Origin of the sequence: Corynebacterium faecium (assembly GCF_027257105.1) — a bacterium.
Lineage (GTDB): Bacteria > Actinomycetota > Actinomycetes > Mycobacteriales > Mycobacteriaceae > Corynebacterium > Corynebacterium lehmanniae.
Genome location: NZ_JAPYJX010000005.1, coordinates 74095 through 90665, shown reverse-complemented (window position 1 = coordinate 90665; position 16571 = coordinate 74095). Strand labels below are relative to the sequence as shown.

The window sequence follows — 16571 nt, the reverse complement described above, 5'->3', positions numbered from 1 at the left end:
CCTTTCGATTGGAACCGCGGAAGAAAACCTCAACCTTGAGTTGAGCTTACTTGTTGTGCGGGTCCCAGTGTCGCATTGCGGCAGCCGCGAATGCGTCGCCACGCGCAGACATACCGGAAAACATGTCCAAGCTCGCGGCGGCCGGCGCCAAAAGCACGGTGTCCCCCGGCTGCGCCTGCGTGGCCGCCCACGCGACGACCTCGTCCATCGCCTGCTCCGGGTCCTGCGCATCGGAGACGAACACGGGCACCTCCGGCACGACCTGCTCGAGCGAGGTGCGGATCAGCTCCCGGTCCACGCCCAGAAGCGCCACCGCGCGGAACTGCGTGGCGTGCGCCTTGACCACGGCGTCCACGGACGCGCCCTTGAGCTGCCCGCCGGCGACCCACACCACGGTGCCGGCGCCGGTGAGCGCCGAATCCGCCGCGTGCGGGTTGGTGGCCTTGGAGTTGTCCACCCAGTCCACCCCGCCGCCGGAGTGCACGACCGCACCGCGATGGCCCTCCACCTGGTACACGTCCAGCGCGCGCTGGATGTGCTCAGGGCTGGCACCTTGGGTCAGCGCCACCGCCGTGGCGGCCAGCGCGTCTAGGACACCTGCGGCACCAGCGGGCTCGATGCCGTCGGCTGATGCGACATCCACCGTTGTTCCGCCAAGCTTTGCGACGATGCGTCCGCCCACCACACCAACCTGGCCGTCCGCCGGCTCGCCGAGCGTGAATCCCACGATGTCCCCGCGCCCCGTGCCGGCGGCGATCCGCGCGACCTCGGTGTCGTCGATGCCTGCGACCGCCACCGGCGCCTTGAGCACCTTCGCCTTGGCCACGGCGTAGTCGGCGAAGCTGCCGTGCCAGTCGATGTGGTCGTCGGCCAGGTTCAACAGCACGCCCGCATCGGGCACGAGCTGGGAGGACCAGTGGAGCTGGAAGCTGGACAGTTCAGCCACCAGCACGTCCAAACGCTCCGGCGCGAGCATCGCCTCCCCCACCGCGACGCCGATGTTGCCGCACGCGCCCGCGCGCAGGCCGGTGTCTTTGCCGGCCTCGATCATCATCTGTGCGAGCATGCCGGTGGTGGTGGTTTTGCCGTTCGTGCCGGTGACCACCAGCCAGGTGCGGGGGTCGCCGAACACGCCGGCGCGGTCCAGGCGGAAGCACAGCTCGACGTCGCCGATGACGTCGATGCCGGCGGATGCGGCGTCGACAAGCAAAGGCGTATCCGGCCGCCAGCCGGGCGAGGTGACCACAAGGCCGACCTCGCCGAAGCGGGCGCGGGCCTCGTCGCCGGTGCAGGTGTCGTAGCCGGCTGCCTCGGCGCGTGCGCGGCCGGCTTCGTTGTCGTCCACGACGGTGAAGCGGGTGCCGGCGCGCTCAAGCAGCTGCGCCGCACCGAGGCCAGACACGCCGGCGCCGGCGACCAGGGTGTAGTCCGGCAGGATCGGCTGCGTCACAGGTTCGCCCCGTTCAGCCATTCGCCGTAGAACACAGCCAGGCCGAGCATGAACGCCATGGCGGAGATGATCCAGAAACGCACCACGACAGTGGTCTCGTGCCAGCCGCCGTTTTCAAAGTGGTGGTGGAACGGCGCCATGCGGAACACGCGCTTGCCGGTGGACTTGAACGACGCCACCTGGATGACCACCGACGCGGCCTCGAGCACGAACAGGGCGCCGATGATGATCATCAAAAGCTCCGTGCGCGAGCCCACGGACAGGCCCGCCACCAGGCCGCCGAGCGCGAGCGAGCCGGTGTCGCCCATGAAGATCTTCGCCGGGGCGGCGTTCCACCAGAGGAACCCCACGCAAGCGCCGAAGCCCGCGGAGGCCAGGATGGCCAGATCCAGCGGGTCGCGGACGCTGTAGCAGCCAGCGGCGGCCACGGCGTCGCAGGAGTTGCGGAACTGCCAGAAGGTGATGCCGACGTACGCGGCCATCACCAGGGCGGTGGTGCCGGAGGCGAGCCCGTCCAGCCCGTCGGTGAGGTTCACCGCGTTCGACCACGCGGCCAGCAGGATGTAGATGAAGATGAGGAAGAACACCGTGCCGATGGTCCCCCCGCCGAAGGTCAGGTCGATCGTCTCGATGTCGCGCACGAAGCTGAGGAACTGCGATCCCGGGGTCAGCCCGTTCTCGTCCGGGAAGCGCAGGATGAGCACGCCGAAGATCAGCGAGATGGCCAGCTGCGCCACCAGCTTCGCGGTTTTGTTCAGGCCCAGGTTGCGGTGCATGAACAGCTTGATACCGTCGTCCGCGAAGCCCACCAGGCCCAGGGACAGGGTGAGAAACAGCACGATCAGGCCCGTGGCCGTAAACGCCGAATGGCCGGTGAACAGGGCGACGAGGCTGCCGCCGAGGTAGCCCATGGTGATGCCCACGAGGATGGCGATGCCGCCCATCGTCGGAGTGCCGCGTTTGCGGGCGTGGGACGCCGGACCATCCTCCCGGATCTCCTGGCCCATCGCCCGCCGGTTGAAGTACCGGATGAGCGTGGGCGTGAGGAAGATCGAAACCAAGAAGCTGATGATTCCGGCGCAGATAACTTGAACCATGGAAGTTGTACCTTGCTATTTCTCTACGTCGAGTGTCTACCTAAGGGTATGCCCTTGCAGGAGCGCTTCCGCCACCACCCACAGCCGGGCGGCGTTGGAGGCCTTTACCAGGACGACATCCCGGTCGGCGCGCTCGCGCCAATTGTCCTCCCCCGCCGGGGCAGTTGCCAGCAACTCGCGCACCGCCTGCGCGGCCTCGTCGGTGTCGGCGACAGCGGTGGTGTAAATGCCCCGTTCCTCCGCGCGCCGCGTCAGCGCGGCCATGGCATCGGACTTGCCGACGGCCACCAGGTGCGTCACGCGGTAGCGCGCCAGCTCGTCCGCGAGCAGTGCGTGCTCCTGTTCGGCGCCGGCGCCGAGCTCGCTCATCTCGCCGAGCACCGCCACCGAGCGCACGCCCGGGCGGGCGGCGGCGGTGTAGCCGAGCGCAGCGATGGCCGCGCGCATGGATTCGGGGTTGGCGTTGTAGGCGTCGTTGATCACGGTCACGCCGTCGGCGCGCGTATTGACGTCCATGCGGTTGACGGACACCGAACTGGCCGCGGAAAGCGCCTCGGCCACGGTGGCCGCATCCATGCCCAGCTCCGTGCCCACGGCCGCCGCGGCGAGCGCATTGCCCACCTGGTGCGCGCCGAACACGCCGAGCGTGACGCGCTGCGGCTCTCCGTTCGGGGTGTGCATAGTAAAGGACGCGCGAGCGACCGCGTCGAGCTCGACGCCCGTGGCATAGTAGTCTGCGGCCGTGTTGCCGGATTCGGAGAAGGTGACCACGCGCGCGTCCGCGCGGGCGGCCATGCCGGCGACGAGCTCGTCGTCCGCGTTGAGCACTGCGACGCCGCTTTCAGGCAGCGCCTCCACCAGCTCCCCCTTCGCCTTTGCGATGTTTTCGCGGGAGCCGAACTCGCCGATGTGCGCGGAGCCGACGTTGAGCACCACGCCGATCTTCGGCGGCGCGATGGCGGCCAGGTGCGCGATGTGGCCGACGCCGCGCGCCGACATCTCCGCGACCAGAAAGTCTGTGTCTTCGGTGCATCGCAGCACCGTGTACGGGTGGCCGATCTCGTTGTTGAAGCTGCCCGGGGGCGCCACCGTCTCGCCAGCGCGCGAAAGCACAGCCGCGATAAGGTCCTTCGTCGACGTCTTGCCCGCAGAACCTGTCACACCGACGATGGTCAGCCCGTGCGAGTCCGTCAGCTCACGCGCGACAGCGGACGCCAGCTTGGACATGCCGTCCACCACGCCCGCCGCGGAGCCGTCCGGGTCGTTCGCTGCCAGGTCCGAGTTGTCGCCCTCGCGGGGCGGCAGCTTCTCGACGATCACCGAAGGCCTACCCACCTCCCTCGTCGTCAACGACGCGGCGGCGCCGGCCTCGGCGGCCTTGTCCACGAAGTCGTGACCGTCCACGCGCGCCCCCGCGAAGGCGACGAAGAGCCCGCCGGGGCCGATTTTGCGCGAATCGAACTCCACAAACCCGGTGACGTGCGTGTCCGGGTCTGCTTCCGGGCTCAAGCGCCCGCCGGTGATCTCGGCGATGCGCGCCAGCGTCATGTCGATCATGCTCGAGATTGCCTTTCTGTGATTGCCCTGCGCATCTCTTCGCGGTCGTCGAAGTGCAGTTTCTCGGTGCCCACGAGCTGGCCGACCTCGTGGCCTTTGCCCACCACGATGACAGCGTCTCCGGGGCGCGCCCACTCGACGAGCGCGTCGATGGCTTTGCCGCGGGAGCCGACCTCGACGATCTCGGCGCCGGTGCCGGCCTCGCAGGCGCCCGCGAGCACCGCGGCGCGGATGGCGGCGGGGTCCTCGGTGCGCGGGTTGTCGTCGGTGACCACCACGAAGTCCGCGCCCTTGGCGGCCTCGGCGCCCATCAGTGGGCGCTTGGAGGAATCGCGGTCGCCGCCCGCGCCGACGGCCACGCCGATGCGGCCTTCCACCTGGCCGCGCAGGGTGGCCAGCACCGCGCCGATGGCGGCCGGTTTGTGGGCGTAGTCCACGACGGCGACAAAGGGCTGGCCTTCGTCGATACGCTCCATGCGCCCCGGCACCGCCGCCTGCTCCAGGCCGTGCAAGAACGCCTCCAGCTCCACGCCCGCAGTCTGGGCGACAGCCGCGGCGAGGGCGGCGTTGGCCACGTTGAACGCGCCCGGCATCGGCAGTGTGAACTCGTGGGATTCGTCGGCGGTGAGCTGGATACGTTGGCGGCCTTGGTCGTCGATACGCACAAGCTCCGCGGTCACATCGGCGCCACCCGTGGTGGCGACAGTGACCGGTGCCTCGGCGAGCGCGGCCATGCGCCGGCCCCACTCGTCGTCGACGCAGATGACGCTGCGTGTGGCGCGCAGCTCGCTCGCTGGGTCGAAAAACAGCGCCTTCGCCTGGAAGTAATCCTCCATGGTCGGGTGGAAATCCAGGTGGTCCTGCGAGAGGTTGGTAAACGCGGCGACGTCGAAGTCGGAGCCGGTGACGCGCCCCAGCATCAGCGCGTGCGAGGAAACTTCCATGACCACGTGCGTGACGCCTTCGTCGCGCATCTGCGCGAACAGCCGCTGCAGCATCGGCGCCTCGGGCGTGGTCAGCTCCGTGGCCACGTCGCGGCCCATGATCTTCGTGCCGGTCGTGCCGATCAGCCCCACCTTGCAGCCTGCTGCGGTGAGCCCTTTCTCCAGCATGTAGGTGGTTGTGGTCTTACCGGACGTGCCGGTCACGCCAAGGAGCATGAAGCTTTGCGACGGGTGCCCGTACACCTCAGCCGCCACATGGCCCAAAATTGCCCGCACATCCTCGACCACCAGCACCGGGCGGCGGTCGGCCGTCTGCTGGATAATCGCCAGCCCGGCTTCGTCGGTAAGTATCGCGCCGGCGGCTGAGTCGAACGCGTAGGTCGCGCCGTGCACCCGGGTGCCGGGCAGCGCGGCGAACAGGCCGCCGGGCTCGACGTTTTGCGAGTCCAGGCCGATGAAGGTCACCGGCGCGTCCGCGCTCGGCGGGTTGACGATGCGCGCGCCGGCGATGTCGGCGAGATGCTGCAAGCTTGTCATAGGTGAGTCCTCCATCTGTATCTACTGGCCCTGCAACGGATACGGCTCTGCCGGCGGGCTCAGCGGCACGTTCTCACGGTTGAGCAGCCAACCCGAAATCTGCTTGAAAATCGGCGCCGCGGACTGCCCGCCGTTGCCGCCCTCGAGGACACCGCGCTGCGGCTCGTCCAGCATGACGGCAACGACGAAGCGGGGATCGTCCGCGGGAGCGACGCCGGCGAAGGTGATCCAGTACGCGCTCTGCGAGTACGCGCCGGTGTCCGGGTTGACCTTCTGCGCCGTACCGGTCTTGCCGGAGAACTGGTAGCCCTCCAAGTTGTTTCCCTGGGCGGTGCCGCTGTTGACGCCGGTCGGGTCCTCCTGGAACGCGGACCGGAACATGTCCAGGGTGGTGTGGGCGGCTTCCTCGCTGATCACACGGGTGCGCTGCGGCTCCTCCTGCGCGATCTCCTCCCCGTCCGGGCCGGTGATCTTGTGGATGATGCGCGGCTGGATCCGCTCGCCCTCGTTCGCAATCGTCTGGAACACGCCGGCCATTTGCAGCGCGGTCCAGCTCATGCCCTGGCCGATAGGCAGGTTGGCGAAGGTGCCGCCGGACCACTGCTCCAGCACCGGCAGCAGGCCCGCGGACTCGTTGGGCAGCTCAATGCCGGTGCTCTGGCCGATGCCGAAACGGTTCAGGTAGTCCCAGAAACGCTCCTCCCCCAGACGCTGCGCGAGCTGGAGGGTGCCCACGTTGGAGGACTTACCGAAGATGCCGGCGGTGGTGTACGGCATCACGCCGTGCTCCCACGCGTCGCGCACCGTAATACCCGCCATGTCGATGGACCCGGGCACCTGGTGCACCTCATACGGGTCCGTTAGCCCCTGGTCGATCGCCGCGGCAGCAGTAATCACCTTCGCCACAGAGCCGGGCTCGAAGGGGTGCGACACGCTCGGGTTCTCAAAGTCCTTACCCTGCTTGACCTGCTGGTCCACGTTGCCGTTCGGGTTGATCGTGTCCGTGTTGGCCATGGCGAGCACTTCGCCCGTGTGGGCATCCAGCACCACGGCCTGGGCCTGCTTGGCCAGCGAGTTGGCCTTCGCCTGCTCAAGGGTTTGCTGGACGTAGGTCTGCAGATCCAGGTCGATGGTCAGCTCGATCTGGGCGCCGCCGACGGACGGAACGACGTCGCGAAGCGAGCCCGGAATGGACTGGCCGTTCGCGGAAACGTCCTCGGTGGAGCGGCCGTCGATGCCCGTGAGATCCGCGTCGCGGGAAGCTTCCATGCCGAACTGGCCCTGGCCGTCCATGGACACCTTGCCGATGATGTTCTCGCCGACCGCGCCGTTCGGGTACTGGCGGATGTCCTGGTGGTCCGCCGCGATGCCGTGGAAGGCATCCGCCACGGTAGCGGCCACGTCCGGATCGACGTTGCGCACCAGCACCTCATAGCTGGTGTCGGCGTGCAGCTTGTCCAGGATCTCCTTGGCGCTGACCTGGCCGACCTTGGTGGTCGGCTCGCCGGTGGCGGTATTCGCTGGCACGTCGCGCACCACTTCCCCGTCGCCGATCATCCCCGGGATCTCGTTGGCCATCGTGCGCAGCTGGTCTTCCACGCGGGCATCGACCTGGGCGGCGATGTCCTCCGGGGACATGCCGTCCACACGCATCTCAAGTTCCTGCTGTTCCTTGAGCTCCTTGCGCAGCTGCACCGGAGACACCGTCAAAGAGCGCGCCTGCATGGTGTATGCCATCTTGTTGCCGTCGCGGTCCACGATCTCGCCGCGGCGCGCGCGGTCCACATAGGTGCGGCTGCGTTGATCGTTGGCCTGCTCGCGCAGTTCGTCGCCGATGATCACCTGCACCCAAAACAGGCGTCCAATAAGCAAGGCCGCCACCGCCAAGAAAGCGATAGCAAGCCAATACACGCGCGTACCCGTGATCTGCTTTTGGGAAGCCGGCGCTGGCTTCTCTGGCCTTACCTGCGCGTTAGCGTGAGTGCGTGGCACTGCTCACCTCCCATATCCACTGGCTGGTACCCGCCGTTTTGTCGACAACCATCATGCCCCGCCCCCGGGCAGATACCTAGGTGCGCCACGCCCTCCGCTACGGCCGGGCCGCAACGTTGGCCTGGTACGGCGCCAAATTGTCAAGGCGCGGAGCGTTCGCGGCGCGTCCCGGACGCTGAGTCAGAGCGTCTTCCAGCTCCTTCGTCGCGCGGTTGTCCGACGAGGCGCGGGAGGTGGGGCTTCCCTCTCCGTTGACATCCACCAGCTTGGTGGCCGACTCCGGGTTGTAGGGGCGCTGTTCCTCAGCGTGGCCCTCCTCATTGACTGCGACCACACCCGGCTCGCCGGCGAGCACCATGCCCATGGAATCCGCGCGCTGCGCAAGCGCCGCCGAGGAACGACGGTCCTCCAAGTCGCGATTGAGGGACTCGACCTCGTTGGACAGCTCCTGCTCACGCGCCTGTAGCTTCTGGATCGCAAACGTCTGCGTAGTTGCGATACCGGACAAGATCATTGCCGCGGCGATGCCAACCACCAGCAGCGGCAACGCAATCTGGGATAGCGAGGAAAACTTGGAACGCGCCTTCGTGGTGGCCACGCGGCGCCCGCGGACGGACACCACCTGATTCGACCCCAGGCGGCCCCGGGACTTCGGGTGCTCCACGTGCGGCTTCACACCCGGCATGGTGCGCACGCGGTTGGCCGGGTGCTCAGTGCGGCGCGGGGTGCGGCCCTGTGTGCGGCTCTGGTTACGGGTCAGCGTTGCCGATCTCGTTGCTCGTGCGGCCATGGTGTCCGTCCTTTGTCGGGCTTAGTGGGTGGGCTGGGAGGGGCTGAGTTTTTCAATGCAACGCACCCTCACGGGTGCGGCGCGGGGATTACGTTCGATCTCCTCCGCCGGGGCCTTCTCCGCGCCGCGGGTGACGGTGCGGAACTCCGGCTCGGTGCCCGGCAAGTCCATCGGCAGGCCAACCGGGGTCTTGGAGGTGGTGAGCTCGTTGAACGCGGCTTTGACGATCTTGTCTTCCAGGGACTGGTAGCTCATGAACACCGCGCGCCCGCCGACACCGAGCAGGTCGGTGATCACGGGCACGACGTTTTCCACCGCCTCGAGCTCGCGGTTGACCTCGATGCGCAGCGCCTGGAACGTGCGCTTGGCGGGGTGCCCGCCGGTGCGGCGGGTCGCCGCCGGGATGGTGGCGTAGAGCAGCTCCACCAGACGCGCGGCGCGGTCGAAGGGCTCGCGCTCACGCTCCGCGATCACGGCGGAGGCGATCTTGCCGGCGAAGCGCTCGTCGCCGTAAGTCTTCAAAATCCGGGCCAGGTCGCCGTGACTGTAGGTGTTGAGCACCTCGGCCGCGGTGATGCCTTGGGTCTGATCCATGCGCATGTCCAGCGGGGCGTCGCCCCGGTAGGAAAAGCCGCGCTCTTCCTGGTCCAGCTGCATGGACGACACGCCGAGGTCGAACAGCGCGCCCGCGATGCCGTGCTCGCGGGCCGTGTCGAAGATGTCGCCGGCGTTGTCCGCCACCGCCTCGTCGACGTGGTCGAAGCGGCACTGCACCGCGGTGAAGCGGTCGCCGAAAGGCGCCAAGCGTTCCGACGCCTGACGCAGCGCGTTCGGGTCCCGGTCCACGCCGATCACGCGTGCGTTGGGAAACACGGTGAGGAAGTGCTCTGTGTGGCCGCCGGCGCCGAGCGTGCCGTCGATAAGCACCGCATTTGCCCCGAACTTTTCGACGCTGGGCGCGAGCAGTTCAGCCATGCGTTCGCGCATGACGGGGACGTGACCGTGCGGGTCGTCAGCGAGCGTGAAGTTCGCCATGCCATGCCCTCCGTGTCCCTTTAGTGTCCCAAGCTCGTGCGGTGTGTCAGCGATGTCAGCGCGGGGAGCGCATAGAGCCCTGCCCGGGGCGGCTGTTCTGATGTCGGGGAAGTACACCAGAACGCTTCACGCCCCGGACAGAGTCCGTACACGCTCTCCGTAGTCGATGCCTGCTGCCGGGTAGTCAGCCCTACAGCAGACCGGAGAGAATGTCGTCGTCATCCGCCGCGGAGAACGCGGCTTCAGTCTCTTCTTGATACTTATTCCAGGACTCGAGGTCCCAGATCTCGAGAAAATCCACCGAACCGATGACCACGCACTCCTTGGAAAGGTTTGCGTACTCCCGGTGCGCCGGGGACAGGGTGATTCGCCCAGACCCGTCAAGCGTTTGCTCATCCGCGCTGGCAGCCAGGTTGCGGATGAACGCGCGCGCCTTGGGGTTTGTGCGGGATGCCGCTGCGGCCTTGCGGGCGCGGGCGGCGAACTCGTCACGCGGGTACACCGCAAGCGAGTGGTCCTGCCCCTTGGTCACCATCAACCCGTCCGCAAGATCCTCACGGAACTTCGCGGGGAGCGTCAGGCGACCTTTGTCGTCGAGCTTGGGAGTGTAGGTTCCCAGAAACATCCGGCGACCTACCTTCCTTCACTTTCTGACGTTGGCTGTGAAATTTTCTCGGCTTCGTTCCGTACCGCGCACGTAGTCAAGATGCACGCCACGTCACTCCGCTGGGCCCCACTTTAACCCACTTTCCCCCACAAACGCCACACCTCGGCAGTTTTTTGTTCTGCCGTGTCGCGTTTTCACAGCTCAAAGCCGCTATTTCGCCGTGGGGAGTTTACCCGCAAAGTCTCGAACCACGGCTCACACACGCCACTTTCTACCTCTCTAACCCCATGGCTTTCGTCCCGAGTGGAACGTCTGCACCCAGGTTTTGGCACCTACGGGGCGCCAGTGGGGAGAAGTGGGGGATTTGGGGCGGGCACGAAAAAGCGCCCTCCCGCTATGCCGGGAAGGCGCTGCCGCAGATGCCGCTAAATATTACTGACGGTCCTCAAAACGCCGACGAAAGCTTTCCTCCATGCTGGCGCTGCGCTGGGTGCGGGGCTTTGCCTGCCTGGACGCGCGTGCGGACGGGGACGACTGGTTCGACGGGGTGCGCAGGGCCATGATGCCGCCGAAGAGCATGACTGCGAAGCCGATGATGCTCAGCACAATCGTCCAAATGCTCAAGCTCGCCAGTGCCACGCCGCCGAGCAGCAGCACGAGCCCCAAGACGATCAGCGCGACGCTGCGCATGGTCAATCGCCCCGTCTTAGGCGCGGAACCGAAGCCAGATTCAGTCACGACACTGCTACCGAATTTCGGGTCGTCCGCGAAGAGCGACTGCTCAATTTCGCGCAACGCCCGCATTTCCTGCTCAGATAGAGACACTGCTCACTCTCCAGATACCGATGGCGGACTGACAATATCCGATTAACGGCCATGGTACGCAGATTGTTCCCGTGTCCCACTTTCGTCCCGCTAGGCGGCCATCGGCACCTCCCCTGCACGGGTGGACAGGTAGAACTCCTCCGCATCCGCAAGTAAGCGGTGCACGACGGCCGCGCCCGGATCCGTTTCAATGCCGGACGCCACCCTGCCGCGTTGCGCCGAATAGCGCTTGAACACGGCCGCCCAATGCGCGCCGTCGTCGCCCGTGAGCGCGAGCTTGTCCCACGCGTTCGTGGGCAGCCGCTTGCGCTTGCGCACGACCGGCGAGCCCGCGTTCCGCGCCCCGGCGACCCGAAGCGCCGCACGGTAGGCGTTTTCCATCGCCACGTCGTGCCTGCCAGCCTCAAAATCATCGTGCGCCAGTCCAATCAGCTCCTCGGCCGCGGCCAGGAACTGGTCCGCCTTGCTGATACGCGCGCCCCGCCCGTACACCGCACCGGTTGTTGCCGAAACTACGCTTCCCATCATCGCTTCCTCCTGCGCAAACATTGCTTTCGTTTAAGTGATGGGCTCACCCTAAAACACCCGTTCGACACCACCGGCCCCTCAAACGAACGTGTGTTCGAACCAATGTTTGGGTTCTTGTCACGCCCCGCACCCGCAAGTGCTTCCATAGAGGGGTGACTGCAACCATCCAGCGCCTCACGGCAGCCGAGTTCCTGATGCTCGTCCCCACGCTCGTTGACATCTATATCGAGGCCATGGGGTACCCGCGGTCTATGCGCCGCCAGCGCATTCAGGTGTGGAAGGGCGAGGTGCGCTCCCCCGGTTTCACTGCGATCGCGGCGATCGAGGGCGGCCAGGTCGTGGGCGTCGCCTACGGCTTCATCGGCACCCGGGAGCGCTGGTGGGACCGCCAACTCGTGCGCGCGATGGAGGCGAACGGCGGGATCACGGATCAGGACCGGGACATGCTGCGCAGCTACTTCGAGGTCGCGGAGGTGCACGTCTCCCCCGCCCTGCAAGGCAATGGTCTGGGCTCCCGCCTGCTCACGGAGCTGCTGCGGGAAGCCCCGACTCGCTGGGCGCTGCTGTCTACTCCGGAGGTTGCGGGCGAGGCGAACAACGCGTTCGGGCTCTACCGAAAGTTCGGTTTCACGGACGTGGCGCGCAATTTCCTCTATGAGGGAGATAAACGGCCCTTCGCCATCCTCGCCCTCGATCTGCAAAACCCCACTGGGTAGGGTTTGCAGGGAAAGCACGAATTTCAGGCACGAGGAGCGTGGGCGTGAAAAATCTTGGGCTCGAGGACGTACCGGCACAGGTGGAGCAGCATCTTGCAGCGTTTTTTGACGAGCGCGCGAAGGCTGTCGAAACCATTGGTGAGCCTGTCGCCCACGCCGTGGGCCACCTGCGTCGCTTTGTCCTCGGCGGCGGCAAGCGCGTGCGCCCCACGTACGGATGGGCCGGGTTCGTCGGCGCCGGCGGTCTTCACGGCACCGAGGACCCCGCGGCAGTGCTTCGCGCGGTCAGCTCGCTGGAGCTGATCCAGGCGTGCGCGCTGGTGCACGACGACATCATCGACGCCTCCGACACCCGGCGCGGCAACCCCACGGTGCACCGCGCGCTCGAAGCGGAGCACCGCAGCCAGGGCCTGCTCGGCTCCGCGGAGCTCTACGGCACGAACGCGGCGATCCTGCTCGGCGACCTCGCACTCGCCTGGGCTGAGGACATGTGGCGTTACTCCGGCGTCTCCCAAGACGCGCTCGCGCGCGCCGCGGAGCCGTGGGTGGGCATGCGCACCGAGGTCATCGGCGGCCAGTTGCTGGACATGATGCTGGAGAGCCTCGGCAGCGAGTCGGTGGAGATGGCCAACCGCGTCAACCGCTACAAGACAGCGGCGTACACCATCGAGCGCCCCCTCCACCTGGGCGCGGCGCTTGCGGGTGCGGGCGATTCGCTTATCGACGCCTTCCGTGGTTACGGCCGCGACATCGGCATCGCGTTCCAGCTGCGCGACGACTTGCTCGGCGTGTTCGGCGACCCGGCGGTGACCGGCAAGCCGACCGGCGACGACATCCGCGAAGGCAAGCGCACGGAACTGTTCGCCACCGCCCTCGAGCTGCTGGACCAGGCGGACCCGGCCGCCGCGCAAGAGCTACGTGACGGGATTGGGAAGACGGAGGACGAGGCGGAGCTGCGTCGATTAGCAGCGCTCATCCGCTCCAGCGGCGCGGAAGACGCGGTGGAGGCGCGCATCGAGGAGCTCACCGCCTCCGGCCTGGGCTTTTTGGCCGGCGCCGGCATCAACGACGCCGCCGTTGAAGCGCTCACCGTGCTCGCGCACAAGGCCACCGACCGGCGGATGTGATGCGCCCGCAGCATTTGGGCGTGGCCGCCTGCGCGCTGATCGCCGTGGGTTCGTTCGGCGCCGGCGCGACCCGCTACCGCGGCGGCCTGCTGCGCGCGGTGGACCTGGAGCACCTGTCCTACGGCCACGGCCGCGCGCTGATGGACGTGCTGCTCACCGCCGGCATTCTCGGCCTGGTGGTGGCGTGGGTGCTGCTGTGGAAGACCCGGCCCGGCCTGGCGCAGGTGCGCCGCAGCGTGTGCTGGTGGACGGGCGTTCTCGCGTTGTGCGCGCCGATCCTGTCGCGCGACGTGTACTCCTACCTCATGCAGGGTGCGATGCTTCGCGACGGCTTCGACCCGTACTCCGAAGGCGCCGCCGTCAACCCGGGTCCGTACCTGTGGGAGGTCTCCCACGACTGGCGTAACACCACCACGCCGTACGGTCCTTTGCACCTCGGCGTGGGCAAGGCGGTGACGTGGCTGGTCGGCGAGAACGTCACGTTGGGCCTGGTGGTCTACCGGCTGATTTCGCTGGCGGGTTTCGCGTTGATCGTGTGGGCCCTGCCGCGCATTGCCACGCAGATCGGCGGCGATCCCGCGCTCGCTTTGTGGCTGGGCGCGGCCAACCCGGTGATGCTGCTGCACCTCATCGGCGGCATGCACAACGAGGCCGTGATGGTCGGTCTGGTCAGCGTGGGCCTTCTATGGTGCCTGCGCAGCCGCTGGTGCACCCCCGGCATCGCGCTGATCGCGCTGGCGGTGTCGCTGAAAGCCACCGCGGCGGTGGCGCTGCCGTTCGTGGTGTGGCTGATGGTCAAGCGCCGCAGCACCACCACGCTTGGCGCCGCCGGCATGCTCGTGGCCTGCGGGGCGTGGGCGCTCGCCGTCAACGTCGCGGTGATTCAGCTGGTCACGTGGGCATCCGGCACCACCTGGGGGTGGCTCGAAGAGATCACCGGCAACTCGAAGGTGATCAACCCGCTCGCCGGCCCCACCCTCGCCGCCGAACTGATCACGCCGGTGCTCCAGCTTTTCGACGACACGTTCCGCTACAACACCGCCCTCGGCTGGACCCGCACCGTCTTTTCCGTGCTCATGCTGGTTGGCCTGGCGGTGGTGTGGTGGATTTTCCGCCCCCGCCGCGGCGAGGCCTACGAGCGCCGCGCCGTCGCCGGCACCACCGCCGCATACACCGTGGCGTTTGCCGCAAACGCGGTGACGCTGCCCTGGTACTACGCCTCCGTCATCTCGCTGGCAGGCACGTTTAAGCCACCGGCTTGGGTGGTGCGGGTGGCCGTCGGGGCGTCGATAGTTGTCGCCCTGGCGTTCCAGGGCAGCGGCAACCACCGCCTCTACGACATGTGGTTTCTCGCCTTCGCGGCAATCGCCGCCGTCGTGGCGGTGGAGTGGCTGTTTAGAGACCCGGCTAAAACGCCATCGCCTGCGCGCGGCGGATCACTTCGCGAGCTTTTTGGCCGTGCAGCGCGTCCACAGGACGCCCCGGCAGAGACTCATCCGGCGTAAACAGGAACGCCAGGATCTCGTCGGCGTCGTAGCCGCCGTCGAAAAGCACCGTGATCGCGCCGGAGACGAACTTGCTCAAGCCGTCCTCGCCGAACAGGCTCGCCGGCACAACCTTCTTGCCGTCCTTGACGTAGTGCACCAGCTTCTTCGCGCCGATGTAGTCGTGCACCTTGGTCACCGGCACGCCCAGCTTCTCGGCGACATCCGGGAACGGCAGCAGGGTTTCGTCGATAAGCAATTGCTCAAGATTCGTTTGTGCGCTCACGGTCGGCGATTCTACTCTGGTACACATGGCAACCTTGCGCGCAGGCACGACACTGGACGGGCGTTACGTTGTCGACCGCCCAATCGCGCGCGGCGGCATGGCCACGGTCTACCGCTGCGTCGACGCGCGGCTCGGGCGCGAAGTGGCCGCGAAAGTCATGCACGAGCAGTACGTGCACGACGACGTCTTCCGCGAACGCTTCCGCCGCGAAGCCCGCGCAATGGCGCAGCTCAGCCACCCGAACCTGGTCAACGTGTACGACTTCTCCGCATCCGGCGGCGAAGTGTTTTTGATCATGGAGCTGATCACCGGCGGCACCCTGCGCGAGCTGCTGGCAGAGCGCGGCCCCATGCCCCCGCACGCCGCCGCGGCCGTGATGCGCGGCATGCTCACCGGGCTTTCGGTCGCGCACGCGAAGGGCATGGTGCACCGCGACATCAAACCCGACAACGTGCTCATCGACGCCTCCAGCCGCGTCAAGCTCTCCGACTTCGGACTCGTGCGTGCCGCCGCCGAAACCACCCAATCCACCGACCAGATCGTCGGCACCGTCGCCTACCTCTCGCCCGAGCAAGTCGACGGCGGGGCGCTAACGGCGGCCTCCGACGTCTACTCCGCCGGCATCGTGCTCTTCGAGCTGCTCACCGGCCGCACGCCGTTTAGCGGCGAGACCCCCTTGGCCCACGCGTACGCGCGGCTGCGCTCCGATGTGCCCGCGCCGTCCTCGCTGATCGCGGGGGTGCCCAAGCTTTTCGACGAGCTCGTGGCCACCGCCACCGCCCGCAACCCGCAGGACCGGTTCCACGACGCCGCCGAGTTTTTGGCGGCGCTGGACGACGTAGCTAGTGAGCTGCGGCTTCCGTCTTACACCGTGCCGGCGCCTCGCAACTCCGCCGCGCACCGCGCCGCCGAGCACCCGACCAACTTCGGACTGGCCGCGGGAGTTGGCGGCGCGGGTGGCGCTGCCCACCAGCGCCTTTTCCCCGGCGACGACGCCCCCACCCGCGTCTCTCCCTCCCCCGTCAGGCCCGCCCAGCCGGCGCCCGGCCCGGCTCGCGGCCAGTGGCCCGCGGCTGGTGCGGCACCCATTCCGGCGCCAGTCCCGGCCGCTGGCCCGGCACCTGCGCCTGCGCCGAGGCAGATCTCCCCCGACGCCCCGGATGCCCCCTCCTCCCGCGAGCCCGCTTCCCGACGTCCCACCGTTAAACCCGTGTCGAATCGTTCCCCGTTCGGCGTGGCCCTGTACGCCGTCTTCGCCATCATCGCGATCGTCGCCGTGGCGCTGGGGGCTTGGTGGTTCGGCTCCGGCATGTACGGCGAAATCCCGGAGGTCATCGTTCCCCAGCCCTAGCCGGGCGACTTCCACTATGCAGCTGCATAGTGGGTATCAGCCAACCATTGGTGACGGCCAAGCTGTCCGCAAAAGCAGAGTCCGCAACCGGCGCCTCGTCGCTATGCAGCCGCATAGTGGGTGCCGGCCAACCATTGGTGACGGCCGAGTTATCCGCAATGCAGAGTCCGCAACCGGCGCCTTGCCGCTATGCAGCTGCATAGTGGGTGCGGGCCAATCATTGGTGGCGGCGGAGTTGTCCGCAA

General features: G+C 67.4%; 14 protein-coding genes and 1 pseudogene. 4 read left to right on the top strand and 11 right to left on the bottom strand.

The features are described from left to right. Positions 1–46: 46 nt before the first annotated feature. The 10 genes from murD to O5O53_RS06700 all read right to left on the bottom strand — a co-directional run bounded on the left by murD (position 47) and on the right by O5O53_RS06700 (position 11359). Positions 47–1471: a UDP-N-acetylmuramoyl-L-alanine--D-glutamate ligase gene (murD, locus tag O5O53_RS06745; protein ID WP_269510259.1), complete on the bottom strand. Its 1425-nt coding sequence runs from the start codon at positions 1469–1471 to the stop codon at positions 47–49. Then, on the bottom strand, positions 1447–2547 hold the full coding sequence (gene mraY, locus O5O53_RS06740; RefSeq protein ID WP_269510256.1) for a phospho-N-acetylmuramoyl-pentapeptide-transferase: 1101 nt from the start codon (positions 2545–2547) through the stop codon (positions 1447–1449). Before mraY ends, murD begins: the two co-directional genes overlap by 25 nt. A gap of 36 nt (positions 2548–2583) precedes the next feature. Beyond that, positions 2584–4104, bottom strand: coding sequence for a UDP-N-acetylmuramoyl-tripeptide--D-alanyl-D-alanine ligase (locus O5O53_RS06735; RefSeq protein WP_269510253.1), 1521 nt, complete (start codon positions 4102–4104; stop codon positions 2584–2586). Beyond that, positions 4101–5585: a UDP-N-acetylmuramoyl-L-alanyl-D-glutamate--2,6-diaminopimelate ligase gene (locus O5O53_RS06730; protein WP_269510250.1), complete on the bottom strand. Its 1485-nt coding sequence runs from the start codon at positions 5583–5585 to the stop codon at positions 4101–4103. Before O5O53_RS06730 ends, O5O53_RS06735 begins: the two co-directional genes overlap by 4 nt. A gap of 21 nt (positions 5586–5606) precedes the next feature. Beyond that, entirely contained in the window at positions 5607–7496 is a 1890-nt protein-coding gene (locus tag O5O53_RS06725) for a peptidoglycan D,D-transpeptidase FtsI family protein (RefSeq protein WP_269510247.1), read from the bottom strand. Between the two features lie 178 nt (positions 7497–7674). Further along, complete coding sequence (ftsL, locus tag O5O53_RS06720) at positions 7675–8367, bottom strand: cell division protein FtsL (protein ID WP_269510244.1); 693 nt, start codon at positions 8365–8367, stop codon at positions 7675–7677. Between the two features lie 21 nt (positions 8368–8388). Next, entirely contained in the window at positions 8389–9402 is a 1014-nt protein-coding gene (gene rsmH, locus O5O53_RS06715) for a 16S rRNA (cytosine(1402)-N(4))-methyltransferase RsmH (RefSeq protein ID WP_269510241.1), read from the bottom strand. A 190-nt stretch (positions 9403–9592) separates the two neighbouring features. Beyond that, positions 9593–10027, bottom strand: coding sequence for a division/cell wall cluster transcriptional repressor MraZ (mraZ, locus tag O5O53_RS06710; RefSeq protein ID WP_171192781.1), 435 nt, complete (start codon positions 10025–10027; stop codon positions 9593–9595). A gap of 414 nt (positions 10028–10441) precedes the next feature. Continuing rightward, a complete protein-coding gene (locus tag O5O53_RS06705; protein WP_181888743.1) occupies positions 10442–10834 on the bottom strand; it encodes a DUF3040 domain-containing protein in 393 nt (130 codons plus the stop codon). Between the two features lie 90 nt (positions 10835–10924). Next, on the bottom strand, positions 10925–11359 hold the full coding sequence (locus O5O53_RS06700) for an SAV_6107 family HEPN domain-containing protein (RefSeq protein WP_269510238.1): 435 nt from the start codon (positions 11357–11359) through the stop codon (positions 10925–10927). Positions 11360–11514: 155 nt separating this feature from the next. Between O5O53_RS06700 and O5O53_RS06695 the strand changes: the two genes are divergently transcribed. From O5O53_RS06695 to O5O53_RS06685, 3 genes are read left to right on the top strand one after another with little or no spacing between them, the layout of a single operon-like run. Next, entirely contained in the window at positions 11515–12078 is a 564-nt protein-coding gene (locus O5O53_RS06695) for a GNAT family N-acetyltransferase (protein WP_181888745.1), read from the top strand. 44 nt (positions 12079–12122) lie between these two features. Then, positions 12123–13205 (top strand): polyprenyl synthetase family protein, encoded by a 1083-nt coding sequence (locus O5O53_RS06690; protein WP_269510236.1) that lies wholly within the window; start codon positions 12123–12125, stop codon positions 13203–13205. Next, entirely contained in the window at positions 13205–14710 is a 1506-nt protein-coding gene (locus O5O53_RS06685) for an alpha-(1->6)-mannopyranosyltransferase A (RefSeq protein WP_269510529.1), read from the top strand. Before O5O53_RS06690 ends, O5O53_RS06685 begins: the two co-directional genes overlap by 1 nt. Here O5O53_RS06685 and O5O53_RS06680 read toward each other — a convergent pair. After that, the gene (locus O5O53_RS06680) at positions 14613–15002 is read right to left on the bottom strand and encodes an Rv2175c family DNA-binding protein (protein ID WP_269510233.1); all 390 of its coding nucleotides are present in this window, start codon (positions 15000–15002) and stop codon (positions 14613–14615) included. The genes O5O53_RS06685 and O5O53_RS06680 overlap by 98 nt on opposite strands. On the opposite strand from O5O53_RS06680, the pseudogene O5O53_RS06675 reads away from it, so the two are divergent. Continuing rightward, a pseudogene (locus O5O53_RS06675) lies at positions 15001–16311 on the top strand (protein kinase domain-containing protein); the annotation flags it as partial. The gene O5O53_RS06680 and the pseudogene O5O53_RS06675 overlap by 2 nt on opposite strands. Positions 16312–16571 lie beyond the last annotated feature (260 nt).

What these genes read in the sequence shown, in the direction of transcription:
- murD (WP_269510259.1), bottom strand. Translation starts at nt 1,471, where the DNA reads ATGGCTGAACGGGGCGAACCTGTGACGCAGCCGATCCTGCCGGACTAC.
- mraY (WP_269510256.1), bottom strand. Translation starts at nt 2,547, where the DNA reads ATGGTTCAAGTTATCTGCGCCGGAATCATCAGCTTCTTGGTTTCGATC.
- O5O53_RS06735 (WP_269510253.1), bottom strand. Translation starts at nt 4,104, where the DNA reads ATGATCGACATGACGCTGGCGCGCATCGCCGAGATCACCGGCGGGCGC.
- O5O53_RS06730 (WP_269510250.1), bottom strand. Translation starts at nt 5,585, where the DNA reads ATGACAAGCTTGCAGCATCTCGCCGACATCGCCGGCGCGCGCATCGTC.
- ftsL (WP_269510244.1), bottom strand. Translation starts at nt 8,367, where the DNA reads ATGGCCGCACGAGCAACGAGATCGGCAACGCTGACCCGTAACCAGAGC.
- rsmH (WP_269510241.1), bottom strand. Translation starts at nt 9,402, where the DNA reads ATGGCGAACTTCACGCTCGCTGACGACCCGCACGGTCACGTCCCCGTC.
- mraZ (WP_171192781.1), bottom strand. Translation starts at nt 10,027, where the DNA reads ATGTTTCTGGGAACCTACACTCCCAAGCTCGACGACAAAGGTCGCCTG.
- O5O53_RS06700 (WP_269510238.1), bottom strand. Translation starts at nt 11,359, where the DNA reads ATGGGAAGCGTAGTTTCGGCAACAACCGGTGCGGTGTACGGGCGGGGC.
- O5O53_RS06685 (WP_269510529.1), top strand. Translation starts at nt 13,205, where the DNA reads ATGCGCCCGCAGCATTTGGGCGTGGCCGCCTGCGCGCTGATCGCCGTG.
- O5O53_RS06680 (WP_269510233.1), bottom strand. Translation starts at nt 15,002, where the DNA reads ATGTGTACCAGAGTAGAATCGCCGACCGTGAGCGCACAAACGAATCTT.